At 49.0% G+C, this 15,724-nt stretch carries 15 protein-coding genes and 1 riboswitch; of the genes, 11 read left to right on the forward strand and 4 right to left on the reverse strand.

All coding sequences use genetic code 11. The features are described 5' to 3' along the window. Nucleotides 1–19 precede the first annotated feature (19 nt). From ABVM99_RS20130 to ABVM99_RS20140, 3 genes are read left to right on the forward strand one after another with little or no spacing between them, the layout of a single operon-like run. Nucleotides 20–1,705: a sensor histidine kinase gene (locus ABVM99_RS20130; RefSeq protein ID WP_000272850.1), complete on the forward strand. Its 1,686-nt coding sequence runs from the start codon at nt 20–22 to the stop codon at nt 1,703–1,705. After that, on the forward strand, nt 1,702–2,421 hold the full coding sequence (gene btsR, locus ABVM99_RS20135) for a two-component system response regulator BtsR (RefSeq protein ID WP_000598637.1): 720 nt from the start codon (nt 1,702–1,704) through the stop codon (nt 2,419–2,421). Before ABVM99_RS20130 ends, btsR begins: the two co-directional genes overlap by 4 nt. A 46-nt stretch (nt 2,422–2,467) precedes the next feature. Then, nucleotides 2,468–2,935, forward strand: a complete 468-nt coding sequence (locus ABVM99_RS20140; RefSeq protein ID WP_000950413.1) for a DUF1456 family protein — start codon at nt 2,468–2,470, stop codon at nt 2,933–2,935. A gap of 56 nt (nt 2,936–2,991) precedes the next feature. Here the strand turns inward: ABVM99_RS20140 and ABVM99_RS20145 are convergent, their stop codons facing one another. The 3 genes from ABVM99_RS20145 to metG form a co-directional block, all read right to left on the reverse strand. Next, nucleotides 2,992–3,522 carry a YehR family lipoprotein gene (locus ABVM99_RS20145; RefSeq protein WP_023194466.1) on the reverse strand — a complete coding sequence of 177 codons (531 nt, stop codon included), beginning with the start codon at nt 3,520–3,522 and terminating at the stop codon, nt 2,992–2,994. 171 nt (nt 3,523–3,693) lie between these two features. Next, nucleotides 3,694–4,152, reverse strand: coding sequence for a YehR family lipoprotein (locus tag ABVM99_RS20150; protein ID WP_000703137.1), 459 nt, complete (start codon nt 4,150–4,152; stop codon nt 3,694–3,696). Between the two features lie 240 nt (nt 4,153–4,392). After that, entirely contained in the window at nt 4,393–6,426 is a 2,034-nt protein-coding gene (metG, locus tag ABVM99_RS20155) for a methionine--tRNA ligase (RefSeq protein ID WP_001834389.1), read from the reverse strand. 164 nt (nt 6,427–6,590) lie between these two features. Between metG and apbC the strand changes: the two genes are divergently transcribed. The 6 genes from apbC (at nt 6,591) to ABVM99_RS20185 (ending at nt 13,366) form a co-directional block, all read left to right on the forward strand. Next, a complete protein-coding gene (gene apbC / locus ABVM99_RS20160; RefSeq protein WP_001005424.1) occupies nt 6,591–7,700 on the forward strand; it encodes an iron-sulfur cluster carrier protein ApbC in 1,110 nt (369 codons plus the stop codon). A gap of 277 nt (nt 7,701–7,977) precedes the next feature. Beyond that, nucleotides 7,978–8,259: a DUF2574 family protein gene (locus ABVM99_RS20165; protein ID WP_001834388.1), complete on the forward strand. Its 282-nt coding sequence runs from the start codon at nt 7,978–7,980 to the stop codon at nt 8,257–8,259. 278 nt (nt 8,260–8,537) lie between these two features. Beyond that, a complete protein-coding gene (gene yehD, locus ABVM99_RS20170) occupies nt 8,538–9,071 on the forward strand; it encodes a fimbrial protein YehD (protein WP_000830690.1) in 534 nt (177 codons plus the stop codon). Between the two features lie 61 nt (nt 9,072–9,132). Continuing rightward, nucleotides 9,133–9,813, forward strand: coding sequence for a fimbrial assembly chaperone (locus ABVM99_RS20175; protein ID WP_017466142.1), 681 nt, complete (start codon nt 9,133–9,135; stop codon nt 9,811–9,813). Between the two features lie 28 nt (nt 9,814–9,841). Further along, nucleotides 9,842–12,328, forward strand: coding sequence for a fimbrial biogenesis outer membrane usher protein (locus ABVM99_RS20180; RefSeq protein WP_001650053.1), 2,487 nt, complete (start codon nt 9,842–9,844; stop codon nt 12,326–12,328). A gap of 15 nt (nt 12,329–12,343) precedes the next feature. Then, on the forward strand, nt 12,344–13,366 hold the full coding sequence (locus ABVM99_RS20185) for a fimbrial protein (RefSeq protein WP_000825908.1): 1,023 nt from the start codon (nt 12,344–12,346) through the stop codon (nt 13,364–13,366). A 43-nt stretch (nt 13,367–13,409) separates the two neighbouring features. On the opposite strand, the gene rcnB is transcribed toward ABVM99_RS20185, so the two are convergent. Further along, nucleotides 13,410–13,724: a Ni(II)/Co(II) efflux transporter accessory subunit RcnB gene (gene rcnB / locus ABVM99_RS20190; protein ID WP_000837534.1), complete on the reverse strand. Its 315-nt coding sequence runs from the start codon at nt 13,722–13,724 to the stop codon at nt 13,410–13,412. Nucleotides 13,725–14,006: 282 nt separating this feature from the next. Then, a riboswitch (TPP riboswitch) is annotated at nt 14,007–14,103 on the forward strand. Between the two features lie 31 nt (nt 14,104–14,134). Here rcnB and thiM point away from each other — a divergent pair. Next, nucleotides 14,135–14,932, forward strand: coding sequence for a hydroxyethylthiazole kinase (thiM, locus tag ABVM99_RS20195; RefSeq protein ID WP_023195017.1), 798 nt, complete (start codon nt 14,135–14,137; stop codon nt 14,930–14,932). Further along, the gene (thiD, locus tag ABVM99_RS20200; RefSeq protein ID WP_001188955.1) at nt 14,919–15,719 is read left to right on the forward strand and encodes a bifunctional hydroxymethylpyrimidine kinase/phosphomethylpyrimidine kinase; all 801 of its coding nucleotides are present in this window, start codon (nt 14,919–14,921) and stop codon (nt 15,717–15,719) included. The genes thiM and thiD overlap by 14 nt, the downstream gene beginning before the upstream one ends. Nucleotides 15,720–15,724: the final 5 nt, after the last annotated feature.

Raw genomic sequence — 15,724 nt, forward strand, 5'->3', positions numbered from 1 at the left:
TGAAGTGTGGTTTGCGGGTATGTACGAGTTTAATCTGGTGTTGCTGCTGCTTCAGCAGATGTGCGTGTTTCTGGTCATTGCGTGGCTAATGAGTAAAACGCGCCTGTTCATCCCGCTTATGCAGGTCACGGTTCGTCTGCCGCACAAGCTTCTGTGTTACGTCACGTTTTCTATCTTCTGCATTATGGGCACTTATTTTGGGCTACATATCGAAGATTCGATTGCCAATACCCGCGCGATTGGCGCGGTGATGGGTGGCCTACTCGGCGGGCCGGTCGTCGGCGGGCTGGTCGGCCTGACCGGTGGGTTACATCGGTATTCTATGGGCGGCATGACGGCGCTGAGCTGTATGATTTCCACCATCGTCGAAGGGCTGCTGGGCGGGTTGGTACACAGCGTTCTCATACGTCGCGGACGCCCGGACAAAGTGTTTAGCCCGCTGACGGCGGGAGCAATTACGTGTGTTGCCGAACTGGTGCAGATGCTGATCATTTTACTGATAGCCAGGCCGTTTGACGATGCCCTGCATCTGGTCAGTAATATTGCCGCGCCGATGATGGTGACGAATACCGTTGGCGCCGCGCTGTTCATGCGTATTTTGCTCGATAAGCGCGCCATGTTCGAAAAATATACTTCGGCATTTTCTGCTACCGCGCTGAAGGTCGCCGCGTCAACGGAGGGGATTCTGCGTCAGGGATTTAACGAAGTGAACAGTATGAAGGTGGCGCAGGTGTTATATCAGGAGTTGGATATCGGCGCCGTCGCCATCACCGATCGCGAAAAACTGCTGGCTTTTACCGGTATTGGCGACGATCACCATCTACCGGGCAAACCCATTTCATCAGGTTATACGCTGAAAGCAATTGAAACCGGAGAGGTGGTTTATGCCGATGGCAACGAAGTGCCGTATCGCTGTTCGCTACACCCGCAGTGTAAACTCGGCTCGACGCTGGTGATCCCGCTGCGTGGAGAAAATCAGCGAGTCATGGGCACCATTAAATTGTACGAAGCGAAAAACCGACTGTTCAGCTCAATTAACCGCACCCTGGGAGAGGGTATTGCACAGCTTTTATCCGCGCAGATCCTGGCCGGACAGTATGAACGGCAGAAGGCGTTGCTGACGCAGTCAGAGATCAAGCTGTTGCACGCGCAGGTGAATCCGCATTTTCTGTTTAATGCGCTCAATACCATTAAAGCGGTGATTCGCCGCGACAGCGAACAGGCCAGCCAACTGGTGCAGTACTTGTCGACCTTTTTTCGCAAAAATTTAAAACGCCCGTCGGAAATCGTCACGCTGGCGGATGAAATTGAACACGTGAACGCTTATCTGCAAATTGAAAAAGCGCGTTTTCAGTCGCGTCTGCAGGTACAGCTTGATGTTCCATCGACGCTTTCACGTCAGAAATTGCCTGCGTTTACATTACAGCCGATTGTTGAGAACGCCATTAAACATGGCACGTCGCAACTGCTTGATACCGGCAACGTCGCTATTCGCGCCCGGCGCGAAGGGCAGCATTTGATGTTAGATATTGAAGATAATGCGGGACTGTATCAGCCTTCCGCCGGCAGTAGCGGGCTGGGGATGAGTCTGGTGGATAAACGTCTGCGCGAACACTTTGGCGATGATTATGGTATTAGCGTGGCCTGCGAGCCGGACTGCTTTACCCGAATTACATTACGACTTCCACTGGAGGAGGACGCATGATTAAAGTGCTGATTGTGGATGATGAGCCGTTAGCGCGGGAAAATCTGCGGATTTTGCTCCAGGGGCAGGATGACATTGAGATTGTGGGAGAGTGCGCGAACGCGGTAGAAGCGATTGGCGCGGTACATAAGCTGCGACCTGATGTGCTGTTTCTGGATATTCAGATGCCGCGTATCAGTGGACTGGAGATGGTAGGAATGCTTGACCCGGAACACCGCCCGTATATCGTTTTTTTAACCGCGTTTGACGAATACGCCATCAAAGCCTTTGAAGAACACGCTTTTGATTATCTGCTCAAGCCGATAGAGGAGAAACGGCTGGAGAAAACGTTACATCGTCTGCGTCAGGAGCGCAGTAAACAGGATGTTTCGTTGTTGCCGGAAAACCAGCAGGCGCTTAAATTCATTCCCTGTACCGGACACAGCCGGATCTATTTGTTGCAAATGGATGATGTCGCCTTTGTCAGTAGCCGTATGAGCGGCGTTTATGTGACCAGCAGTGAAGGTAAAGAGGGGTTTACCGAGCTGACGCTGCGCACGCTGGAAAGCCGGACGCCGCTACTGCGTTGTCATCGTCAGTTTCTGGTGAATATGGCCCATTTGCAGGAAATTCGGCTGGAGGATAATGGGCAGGCAGAGCTGATTTTACGCAACGGCCTGACGGTGCCGGTAAGCCGTCGCTATCTGAAAAGTTTAAAAGAGGCGATTGGCCTGTAAAAGACTGTTAGAATATCGTTTTGCCATAGAAACGACCGAAGGCCTCATGCTGAGTAACGATATTCTGCGTAGCGTGCGCTACATTTTAAAAGCTAATAATACCGATCTGGCGCGTATCCTGGCGCTGGGTAACGTTGATGCTACGCCGGAGCAGATTGCAATCTGGTTGCGCAAAGAAGAGGAAGAGGGGTTTCAGCGTTGCCCGGATATCGTGTTGTCCTCATTTCTCAATGGCCTCATTTATGAAAAACGCGGCAAAGATGAGGCGGCGCCTGCATTGACGGCGGAACGTCGTATCAACAACAATATTGTGCTGAAAAAGCTGCGTATTGCCTTTTCGCTAAAAACAGATGATATCCTGGCGATACTTACCGGTCAGTTGTTTCGTGTCTCAATGCCAGAGATCACCGCGATGATGCGCGCGCCGGATCATAAGAACTTCCGTGAATGCGGCGATCAGTTTATGCGTTATTTTCTGCGCGGTCTGGCGGCTCGTGAACACGCGGCGAAGTAATTCTGCGGTATTGTTCCCGGCAGCGTCCTGTCTGACCGGGAAAACGCATTATTATACTAATTGATTCTATGATACCCGCTCTCTTCCAACAGTTTCTGCGAGCGAATCATTGACAGATAGTACGCGGAACAGTTGTCAATTGATGATCCTGGCAATTTACAGAGGTCGCTTATTTTTGCCTGGGTAAAATCAATATCCACATATTCCGTAGCATAGCTATCATAATAGTCGATTCGTTCAGTCAAACCCGGCATACCCTGATAAGCTTCGCCGACTTGACTCAGCATTTTTTGTGCTTCTTCTTTATTATTGGCTTTCAGGGTTTTATAAAGTATTTTATGTTCAGATATTTGACGTAAAACGATATCCCCTTTGTAGTAATAGGTTAACTTGATTTCAATACCGTTGAGATTACCTACATAGCGTTGTGTTTCCTCTGACTCTTTGTTAGCGGCTATCTTCTTGATAAACGCTGTCATGTTATTTTGCTTTCCCTGGAGAGTATCGTTTTTCTGATCGCAGCCAGTTATGCTAACCGATAGAGAGAGCGCGAATAGTGGCAGTGCCATAAGGCGTAGAACCCGCATAACAATTCCTTGTCGTTAAGTATTGGTGTGGCCAGGAATTCAGGGATTATAGGCTTTGGCGAGGGGACTTACAGCGAGGCTGTCTTTTTTCGGAATTCATAAAGAAAAGACGCTGCCGAAGCAGCGCCCTGAGCGACTTTACCAGTCGATGCAATACATTATGCCTGCCAGTTATTTCGCTTCTTTAAAACCAGCAGCTTCCAGCAGCGTCTGGGTTTGTTTCATGCTGATACCTTTGCTGGTATCGCCGGACACCATCGTCCCTGAGATTTGCTGTAACGCTTTAAAGTCCACTTTTTCCATATCCACAGAGACGTTTTCCTGGGCATAGGTATCTTCATAGGTTAATTTTTCTTCCACTCCGGCGATATTTTTATATTTCGCGCTCAGCGGATCGAGAATTTTGGCGGCATCTTCTTTCGTTTTAGCGCCTACAGTGGCATAGCTGATTTTACTTTCAGACGTCTGCTTAATGATTTTGTCACCTTTATAGGTGTAAGTAATTGAAATTTCTGTCCCCGCCAGGTTTGCGTTAAAGGTCTTTGATTCTTCTTTATCGCCACAGCCAGCAAGAGAGAACACCAGTACGGAAGCCAAAGCCGCGGACAATAACTTGCCAGAAATTTTCATCTAAAACTCCATTTTATATAATGATTGGGTTTTTAAAATAATTTCAATGAATTAATTTAACCCAGTAATAGCAATGTATCAGGGAGAGATAGAATATGACTTTTAGCCGTTATTTAGCAGTCCGGATATGGAGTCTTAACGCTATTGCTTATTAAGGAAAAAGTTAAAACACGCGGATGGGGTGATATGCCAGTCAGGATTAAGCGGTTAAAAAAGCCGGAGCATGCTCCGGCTTGTTGCTTATTTCACCTGTTGGCCAGGCTTCGCGCCGTCATCAGGGCTTAACAGGAAGATATCTTTCCCGCCAGGTCCTGCGGCCATCACCATTCCCTCGGAGACGCCAAAGCGCATTTTGCGCGGCGCGAGGTTGGCGACCATTACCGTCTGGCGGCCAATCAGCGCCTGCGGGTCCGGATAGGCGGAACGAATGCCGGAGAAGACGTTACGCTTCTCGCCGCCCAGATCCAGCGTCAGGCGCAGCAATTTGTCAGAACCGTCTACGAACTCAGCGTTTTCAATCAATGCTACGCGCAGGTCAATTTTGGCGAAATCGTCAAAGGTGATGGTTTCCTGAATCGGGAAGTCGGCTAACGGGCCGGTAACCGGCGTGGCTGCGGCTTTCACCTCTTCTTTAGACGCTTCAACCAGCGCTTCAACTTGCTTCATGTCGATGCGATTGTAGAGCGCCTTAAAGGTGTTGACCTTGTGACCGAGCAACGGCTGTTCAATAGCATCCCAGTTCAGTTCGCTGTTCAGGAAGGCTTCAACGCGTTCAGAAAGCGTCGGCAGTACCGGTTTCAGATACGTCATCAACACGCGGAACAGGTTGATGCCCATCGAGCAAATGGCCTGCAGGTCAGCGTCGCGGCCTTCCTGTTTAGCCACCACCCACGGCGCTTGCTCGTCAACATAACGGTTAGCGACGTCGGCCAGCGCCATAATCTCACGGATAGCTTTGCCGAATTCACGGCTTTCCCATGCTTCGCCAATCACCGCAGCGGCGTCAGTAAAGGTTTTATACAATTGCGGATCGGCCAGTTCAGCCGCCAGCACGCCGTCGAAACGCTTATTGATAAAGCCTGCGTTACGGGATGCCAGGTTGACTACTTTATTGACGATATCGGCATTGACGCGCTGGACAAAGTCTTCCAGGTTCAGGTCTATGTCATCAATGCGTGAAGAAAGCTTCGCGGTGTAGTAGTAGCGCAGGCTGTCGGCGTCAAAGTGTTTCAGCCAGGTGCTGGCCTTAATAAAGGTGCCGCGAGACTTAGACATCTTCGCGCCGTTCACCGTCACGTAACCGTGAACGAACAGGTTGGTCGGCTTACGGAAGTGGCTGCCTTCCAGCATGGCCGGCCAGAACAGGCTGTGGAAATAGACGATGTCTTTGCCGATGAAGTGGTACAGCTCGGCGTCGGAGTCTTTTTTCCAGTACTCATCAAAACTGGTCGTGTCACCGCGCTTATCACACAGATTTTTGAAGGAGCCCATATAGCCAATCGGCGCGTCCAGCCAGACGTAGAAATATTTGCCCGGTGCGTTCGGGATTTCGAAACCAAAATACGGCGCGTCGCGGGAAATGTCCCACTGCTGCAGGCCGGATTCAAACCACTCCTGCATTTTATTCGCCACCTGCTCCTGCAGCGCGCCGCTGCGGGTCCACGCCTGCAGCATTTCGCTAAATGACGGCAGGTCAAAGAAAAAGTGCTCGGAGTCACGCATTACCGGCGTCGCGCCGGACACCACGGATTTCGGCTCGATAAGTTCGGTCGGGCTGTAAGTTGCGCCGCACACTTCACAGTTATCGCCGTACTGGTCCGCGGATTTACATTTCGGGCAGGTGCCTTTCACAAATCGGTCCGGCAGGAACATGCCTTTTTCCGGATCGTAGAGTTGAGAGATAGTGCGGTTCTTAATAAAACCGTTCTCTTTCAGGCGCGTATAAATCAGCTCGGACAGCTCGCGATTCTCGTCGCTGTGCGTTGAGTGGTAGTTGTCGTAGCTAATATTAAAACCGGCGAAATCGGTCTGGTGCTCCTGGCTCATTTCACCGATCATTTGCTCCGGCGTAATACCAAGCTGCTGCGCTTTCAGCATGATCGGCGTGCCATGAGCGTCATCGGCACAGATGAAGTTAACCTCATGGCCGCGCATTCGCTGGTAACGGACCCAGACATCAGCCTGGATGTGCTCCAGCATATGGCCGAGGTGGATAGAGCCGTTGGCGTACGGCAGCGCGCACGTTACCAGAATTTTCTTCGCGACTTGAGTCATAGTGGGTATTACTTCTTCTGTTGTAAAAAAGGGCTTTGATAGTACCAAAATGGTAATTACTGCGCCAATCGATAAGGGCATTTATCCGTAAATGAATAATTGTTACCGCTGGAGTAAACTACAAAGTTACAATCGTACTTTTCAGAACTACAAAAGGAGTCGGGATGAACGAACAATCCCAGGCCAAATCACCAGATACCCTGCGAGCGATGGTCGCCGGGACGCTGGCGAATTTTCAGCACCCAACCCTGAAGCATAACCTCACCACGCTTAAGGCGTTGCACCACGTCGCCTGGATGGATGATACGCTGCACGTTGAGCTGGTCATGCCGTTCGTCTGGAACAGCGCGTTTGAGGTATTAAAAGAGCAATGCAGCGCCGATCTGTTACGTATTACAGGCGCAAAAGCGATCGACTGGAAACTGTCGTACAACATTGCGACGCTGAAACGCGTCAAAAATCAGCCTGGCATTAATGGCGTGAAAAACATCATTGCCGTGAGCTCCGGTAAAGGCGGGGTGGGTAAATCGTCCACGGCGGTAAACCTGGCGCTGGCGTTAGCGGCTGAAGGCGCAAAGGTCGGGGTTCTCGATGCCGATATTTACGGTCCGTCGATCCCAACCATGCTTGGCGCAGAAGATCAGCGCCCAACATCGCCAGACGGTACGCATATGGCGCCGATTATGTCTCACGGCCTGGCGACCAACTCGATCGGCTATCTGGTAACTGACGATAACGCAATGGTATGGCGCGGCCCAATGGCCAGTAAGGCGCTGATGCAGATGTTGCAGGAGACGCTGTGGCCGGATCTGGATTATCTGGTACTGGATATGCCGCCGGGAACCGGGGATATTCAGCTAACGCTGGCGCAGAACATTCCTGTTACCGGCGCGGTGGTGGTGACTACGCCGCAGGATATCGCGCTAATCGACGCCAAAAAAGGTATCGTGATGTTCGAGAAGGTGGAAGTGCCGGTGCTCGGCATTGTGGAAAATATGAGTATGCATATTTGTAGCAACTGCGGCCATCACGAACCGATCTTCGGCACGGGCGGCGCGCAGAAGCTGGCGGAAAAATACCATACTCAGCTTCTGGGTCAGATGCCGTTGCATATTAGTCTGCGCGAAGATCTCGATCGTGGTACGCCGACGGTGGTTAGCCGTCCGGAGAGCGAATTTACCGCGATCTATCGCGAGCTGGCCGATCGCGTTGCGGCACAGCTTTACTGGCAGGGTGAAGTGATTCCGGGTGAAATCGCCTTCCGCGCGGTGTAATCCTCCTGACGTATTCCAAAGAGAATATGACATTCACTGCATTAATATATATTGATGCAGTGAATGTATTAATAAAATAATAGCCCCCGCATTGTTAATTCCTGCTTAAACAGACAGGTGTTTATCTGAAATAATCGGCAAAAACATTATTTGAATTGATCATACCTATCCTACTGATTTATTTTTTCAATTGGTTTTAAGGTATCGATACGTTGATACTGCTCATCAGGACGGCCTGCATACTGTTTGACGTTCACCAGAGGAACAATTACTCACTATGAAAAAATATTTGCTGATGGGAATTATAGTTTCGGCTTATGGGATAAGCGTACCCGTTTTTGCCTCCGACACCGCAACATTAACCATCAGTGGAAAAGTGACCGCGCCAACGTGCAGTACAGAAGTGGTAAACGCACAGTTGCAGCAGCGTTGCGGCAACACTATCCACATTTCAACTCTGCAAACACCCGCCGCTACGCCGATGAGAGGTGTGACAACGCAGCTATACATGGTGCCTGGTGATAGCACCCGACAGATTGTTGTTAATCATTACGACTAATTCTTATTAATTCCGCAGGCCCATATCATTGATATCAATGATATGGGCTTTTTTATTTGTTGTGTTTATATTTAAGGGCAGTAAATTTCGGAAATTAATAAGTTTACAAAATAATGATAAGCAATGATTATTTGTTGCAATTATATTGCAATCTGTAAATTGTTTTAAATCAACAAAACATCGCGTTTACATTGCGATAACCTCCTGTCTATGAGAATTTTCTTTGCAAGGGTTAATAACTCTTAACAAATAGAAATTACTTCATTAAGGAAGAGATTATGAAACGTTCACTTATTGCTGCTTCTGTATTGTCTGCTGTATTTATGAGCGCTGGGGTTTTTGCTGCTGATGAAGATATGGGGGAATTAAAAATAAACGGAGAAGTGGTGGGAACATCCTGTACTTTCGAAGGTGCAAATAGCGCGACTATTGAATTATCCCAGGTAGGTGTTGATAGATTGACTGACTTAAACCCTGGCGATATATATACAGGATACACTAGCCCAGAAGCGATTTTAAAAGTAAGATGTACGAATACAGCTAATCCACGAATTAGTTTTAACCGTTCTCAATTTGTGGATAACATGCAAATCACCAAAAATAATGCTACTAATAATGGTGCGGGCTTCGCTGTTTATCTTGATGGTATTCAGGTGAAACCGGATGAGGCGGGGAATTACACTCTGAATTCAAGTAAGTTTGAAAATGGTGTATATACCCTGAACTTTTCTGCCCGCTATGCCGCCGTTGAAAATACTGTAACACCAGGTTCTGTTGAATCTGTACTGACGATGACGGTATTAACTGATTAACAATCGTTTTTTGGCGGCTAAGCTTTTAGCCGCTTGTATCTCTTTTATAAGGTTATCGGCCATGAAACGGATGATTGCATTATGCCTGGCTTGTGCCGCTATGCCTGCGTGGAGCGGCATTTATATATATGGTACACGTATTATTTATCCGGCGCAGAAAAAAGATATTACCGTACAATTAATGAATGACGGTAAACGAAGTTCACTCATCCAGGCGTGGATTGATAACGGTGATACCAGCCTGCCGCCAGAAAAATTACAGGTTCCATTTATTATGACCCCCCCTGTAATTAGAGTTGCGGCAAATTCAGGTCAGCAATTAAAAATAAAGAAGCTCGCTAATAATTTGCCTGGCGATCGTGAAAGTCTTTTCTACCTCAATGTATTGGATATTCCACCAAATTCAGACGAGAACAAAGATAAAAATATCATTAAATTTGCGCTACAAAACCGGATAAAGTTGATCTATCGCCCACCGGGGGTACAGAAAGTCGATAAAGCAACATTTTCCCGCTTGCAGTTGCTTCGTGCGCCAGGGAGTATTAGCGTGAAAAATAATTCCGCAAACTGGATCACTATTCCAGAAATTAAAGCAAAAAGTAAAGTAAATAAAGAAACCTTATTACTGGCTCCATGGTCATCGCAGAGTATCACCACAACGGTAGTCGTAAATAGCTATACCGTGACGCTAATTGATGATTCTGGTAATTATTTAAACGAGACTGTCAAAATAGAAAATTAAAAGCGGGGAATCCACCTAAGGATAGATAATGGAAAAGTTAAACGCCATCACGCTGTCACTTTTTGCAGCATTACTTATTTCACCCGCCTGGGCTGAAGAAGAAACATTCGATACTAACTTTATGTTCGGTGGGTTGAAAGGTGAAAAGGTGTCTCGTTATCAGATTGATAGCACCAAACCCATGGCTGGCGTTTATGAAATGGACGTTTATGTCAATAAAGAATGGCGTGGAACTTATGAGGTTAATATTCAGGATGACCCCGATAGCACCTGTATTTCTCCGGACCTGATCGCCAGCCTGGGAATTAAATTTACCCCGCAGAGTACAACAGTAGAAAATGAATGTATTGCGCTGAAAACGGTGGTTCATGGAGGTAGTGTTTCTTATGACACTGCCGCTTTTAACCTTTATCTGAGCGTCCCTCAGGCTTATGTGCTGGAATATGAAGCGGGCTATGCGTCTCCAGAGACATGGGACCGTGGAATTAACGCTTTTTATACATCGTATTATGCCAGCGAATATTACAGCCATTATAAAAGCGGCGGTAGTGAGAAAAATACTTACGCAAATTTTGTCAGCGGATTGAATCTGCTTGGATGGCAATTACATTCTAACGCTAATTTTTCCAAAAGTGAAAATTCAGCTGGCAAATGGCAGAGCAATACTCTGTATCTGGAACGTGATTTCCCGGCGGTACTGGGGACAATGCGTCTGGGGGAACAGTACACCAGCGGGGATATGTTTGATACGGTGCGCTTTCGCGGGGTGCGCTTCTGGCGTGATATGCAAATGCTGCCGCACTCTAAGCAAAATTTCGCTCCGGTTGTGCGTGGCGTGGCGCAAAGTAACGCCCTGGTGACGGTTGAACAGAATGGCTTCATTGTTTATCAAAAAGAAGTTCCGCCTGGCCCCTTTGTATTTGAAGATCTTCAGCTGGCAGGGGGGGGAGCCGATCTGGACGTGAGCGTTAAAGAGGCTGACGGTACTGTTTCACGGTTTATTGTTCCGTATTCTTCCGTTCCCAATATGGTACAGCCCGGCGTAGCAAAATATGATTTCGCCGCCGGACGAAGCAGAATTGAAGGAGCCTCTCAGCAAACTGATTTTCTCCAGGGAACCTATCAGTACGGGGTCAATAACCTGCTAACGTTGTATGGCGGAACGATGTTAGCCAGCGATTATCGCTCATTTACCCTTGGCACCGGATGGAACACGCTGATTGGCGCGGTATCTGTCGACGGTACGTTGTCTCATAGCAAGCAGGATAATGGCGATGTTTTTGATGGGGAAAGCTACCAGGTTGCCTGGAATAAATATCTCCCGCAATCGGCCACCCATTTTTCTCTGGCAGCGTATCGCTACTCATCACGTGATTATCGCACTTTTAACGATCATGTCTGGGCTAATAACCGGGATAACTATCGTCGCGATGATGACGATATTTATGATATTGCTGATTATTATGAGAATGACTTTGGGCGTAAAAATACTTTCACTCTCAATATTAATCAGACGTTACCCGATGGGTGGGGATATTTTACTGCCAGCGCTCTGTGGCGCGACTATTGGGGACGTAGCGGCACGGGAAAGGATTATCAGTTAAGCTACAGTAATACCTGGCAGCGGCTCAGTTTTACGCTATCGGCAACTCAGACGTATGACAGCAATAACCGTGAAGATAAGCGCTTTAATATCTATTTATCGATTCCCTTAACATGGGGAGTAAAGGAGAATGGGGGAAATCGTGATATCCATTTATCGAATTCCACCACCTTTGACGATCAAGGTTATGAGGCGAATAACACCAGCCTTAGCGGCACGTTCGGTAATCGCGATCAGTTTAATTATACGACTAACCTCAGCCAGCAGCGACAGGAACACCAAACGACATTCGGGGGATCGGTAACCTGGAACGCCCCGCTGGCGACGGTCGGCGGCAGTTACAGCCAATCCAGTAAATATCATCAGGTGGGCGGAAATATTCAGGGAGGGCTGGTTGCATGGGCCGATGGCGTGCATTTAGCCTCTCGCCTTAATGATACTATCGCGATTATTAACGCGCCGTACCTGGAAGGCGCGGCGGTGCAGGGGCGTCCCTATTTACGTACCAATGCAAAAGGTTATGCCGTATTTGAAGCATTGACGCCATACCGGCAAAATTTTATCTCTCTTGATGTCTCCGAGAGTGAAAGTGATGTCGCTCTGCTGGGAAACCGTAAAGTTACAGTGCCTTATCGCGGAGCCGTAGTGGTGGTTGATTTTGAAACAGAGACCAGTAAACCTTTTTATTTCCTGGCGCGGCGCGCAGATGGCGAGCCTTTAACGTTTGGTTATGAAGTGGAAGATGACGAGGGAAATAATGTAGGACTGGTAGGTCAGGGGAGCCGGGTATTTATTCGTACTGAAAAGGTTCCCGTTTCGGTAAAAGTCGCAACAGATAAACAACAGGGTCTTTTCTGTAAGATCACTTTTGATAAACAGATTGATGAAAATAACGTTTATATTTGTCGGTAATCTTTAGGTGACGCCATGAAAAGACTACTATTTTTATTAATAATGATGCAGTTTACGCAGTTGGGTTACGCGGCGTGTAATGCGACCTTAACCAACACGAAGGATTATACGATTCAATCCGATAGCTTAATGCTGGGGGGGGAGGAGTCTGCCATTATTACAAATGGTTTCACTGATGCCAATTGTTCTAATAGTGATGTTGTGACTAAATTAGAGACATCCGATCATATTATTGGTATGGGGCCGAATGATAGTGTTAAGTTAAAATTAAAAGTTGAATGGCAAAGCAGTAGTGCGATAAATATGCGCAACCAAAACGGTGTAATTGAAGCCCCCTATAAGATAACGATTTCAGAAATAAACTCACTGGAGGCGGTGACTGTGTCTGCCAGGGGGGGATACTCGGTTACGATAGATAATATAACGGTGATGTCGGGTGCAAAGAATCAATGGAGCGGTAGCGATTGGGTGGTATTTATTTTAAAATATATTGGCTGTTGGGGGAATAGAGAGTGTGTTGCGAACGTTATCACTGATCTGAATGGGAAAGGCGTTTATAAAGCCAATTTAACGATAAATTACAACCGTAAAGAAACTACCTGCGCCCCCCAGAATCTCACCATCACGCTGGACCCGGTGCCTATGACTAAACTCCGCGCTAAAGGAGAGGTTAGTGAATTTTCTAAGCAGGGTGATATTATTCTGGATTGCAAAAATCAGGTGCGGAATGCGATGCTGACATCACGGCAAATAGCGGTGAATCTACGTAGTGATTTAGTCTGGGATGAGAATGAAGCAGTCCTGAAACCGGATAACGATAATGGCGTTGGGTTTATCTTAAGAGATTCAAATCGGAGCCTGCTTAAAATAAACAAAGGAGCAGCGATAAACAGTATTTTCAAAACCTATGCCAAAGGCAGTGCAGTGAATTCGGTGGAAGCTATTCCTGTCTTTGCCACATATTATGTTCTCGATCCTGCAAAAGTTAAAGCGGGGCCATTACAATCGAAAGCATTAATCGTAGTATCTTATAATTAATTTTATGCTGTACGCACTCTTTATACAAAGAGTGCGTATATCATTATCGATGATAAAAAATCTCGCCATCATAGGCTTTGATGATTTTTCCATCGGTATCGTTAATCAGTACATACGCGCCGCCCATATAGGTCCAGTGAGTACCGGCATCTGGCGCGGGCAGATTACGTAATTTCCACTGTTTAATATTATACTCATCGGTGCGGTACATCTGCGGAACGGTATCGCCGGGCTTGAAATGGGTGAAGTCGGCGATAAAGCTTTTTAACTCATATTGATCAATGCCCGTTGTCGCGGGGGCGGCCCATGCAAAACTGGTTGCAAGCAACAGCGCGCAAGGCAGCAACTTACTTTTCATACTTTTACCCTCCACATATGCGGGTCAGTTAACATCGTGTGTATCATTTCTGCTGGTGGCGTATCTGACAAGCGCTATTTTGTTATCTCACGCCCCTTTTCGTAAAAAGTGTAAACGAAAGCGTCGTGCAGCAACATATCCGCCAGCAAGTTTGCCAGAACCGAATAGGTTTTGAGAACTATCTGATAACGCTGAAATTATCGTCCGCCGCTGGCTGTAAATTTACATTGTCTGGCGCAGACAGTATGCTTAATAGCGAAACCCCCGCTTAACACGGTGGGGCTTGACGACTCGGGGTGCCCTTCTTTGTGAAGGCTGAGAAATACCCGTACCACCTGATCTGGATAATGCCAGCGTAGGGAAGTCTGACACTGCTCGTGTCCCTTCTTCACGCGGGCAGGAGCTGAACCATGCAGCCTGACCTGCACTGCCGCACGCTTGCGGCGCATACGTTAAAACACTTTCGCGCGCTCTCCCCGCTTACGCACTGTATGACGAATGACGTCGTACAAACGTTTACCGCCAATACGTTGCTGGCGCTGGGCGCTTCACCCGCCATGGTGATTGATCCTGTCGAGGCCAGACCGTTTGCCGCCATCGCCAACGCCTTGCTGGTTAATGTCGGAACCTTAACCGCCTCACGCGCTGACGCGATGCGTGCGGCGGTAGAAAGCGCTTATGATGCCAAAACGCCGTGGACGCTTGATCCTGTCGCGGTGGGCGCGCTGGAATTTCGTCGGCGATTTTGCCTGGATCTCTTGCCCCTGCGCCCGGCGGCAATACGCGGCAACGCCTCGGAAATCCTGGCGTTATCCGGCATGGCGCTGGGCGGACGCGGCGTAGATACCACCGAGGCGGCGTTGGCCGCACTGCCTGCGGCGCAGGCGCTGGCGCGTCAGATAGACTGCATCGTTGTGGTTACCGGAGAGATAGATTACGTCACTAACGGTCAGCGCACGCTGAGCATTCCCGGCGGCGATCCGTTAATGACTCGCATTGTAGGCACCGGCTGCGCGTTGTCGGCGGTCGTCGCCGCCAGTTGCGCGTTACCGGGCGCCGCGCTGGACAATGTCGCTTCGGCCTGCTGCTGGATGAAACTGGCTGGACAGGCCGCGGCAGAGCGTAGCGAAGGACCGGGCAGCTTCATCCCGGCTTTTCTTGATGCGCTCTATCATCTGGATGTGGAGGCGGCCAATGCAACGAATTAACGCGCTGACGATTGCCGGTACCGATCCCAGCGGCGGGGCCGGTATCCAGGCGGATCTCAAGACCTTTTCCGCGCTGGGCGCATATGGCTGTTCGGTCATCACCGCGCTGGTGGCGCAAAATACCTGTGGCGTACAGTCGGTGTACCGGATAGAGCCGGACTTTGTCGCCGCTCAACTTGATTCCGTGTTCAGCGATGTGCGCATTGATACCACAAAAATCGGGATGCTGGCGGAAACCGATATTGTCGAGGCCGTGGCGGAACGACTACAGCGCCATCATGTACGTAATGTGGTGCTGGATACGGTGATGCTGGCGAAAAGCGGCGATCCGTTGCTCTCGCCCTCTGCGATAGAAACATTACGCGTCCGGCTGTTGCCGCAGGTATCGCTGATTACGCCTAATTTGCCGGAAGCCGCAGCGTTGCTGGATGCGCCCCATGCACGTACGGAACAGGAGATGCTGGCGCAGGGGCGGGCGTTACTGGCGATGGGGTGTGAAGCGGTATTGATGAAAGGCGGGCATTTAGAGGATGCGCAAAGCCCGGACTGGCTCTTTACCCGTGAGGGCGAGCAACGTTTTAGCGCGCCGCGTGTGAACACCAAAAATACGCATGGAACGGGCTGTACGCTGTCGGCGGCGCTGGCGGCGTTACGGCCCCGGCATCGCTGTTGGGGAGAGACGGTAAACGAGGCGAAGGCATGGCTTTCGGCGGCGCTGGCGCAGGCAGACACGCTGGAAGTGGGGAAGGGCATTGGTCCGGTACATCATTTCCACGCGTGGTGGTAGTATAC

Source organism: Salmonella sp. SJTUF15591 (assembly GCF_043356435.1).
Taxonomy (GTDB): Bacteria; Pseudomonadota; Gammaproteobacteria; order Enterobacterales; family Enterobacteriaceae; genus Salmonella; species Salmonella enterica.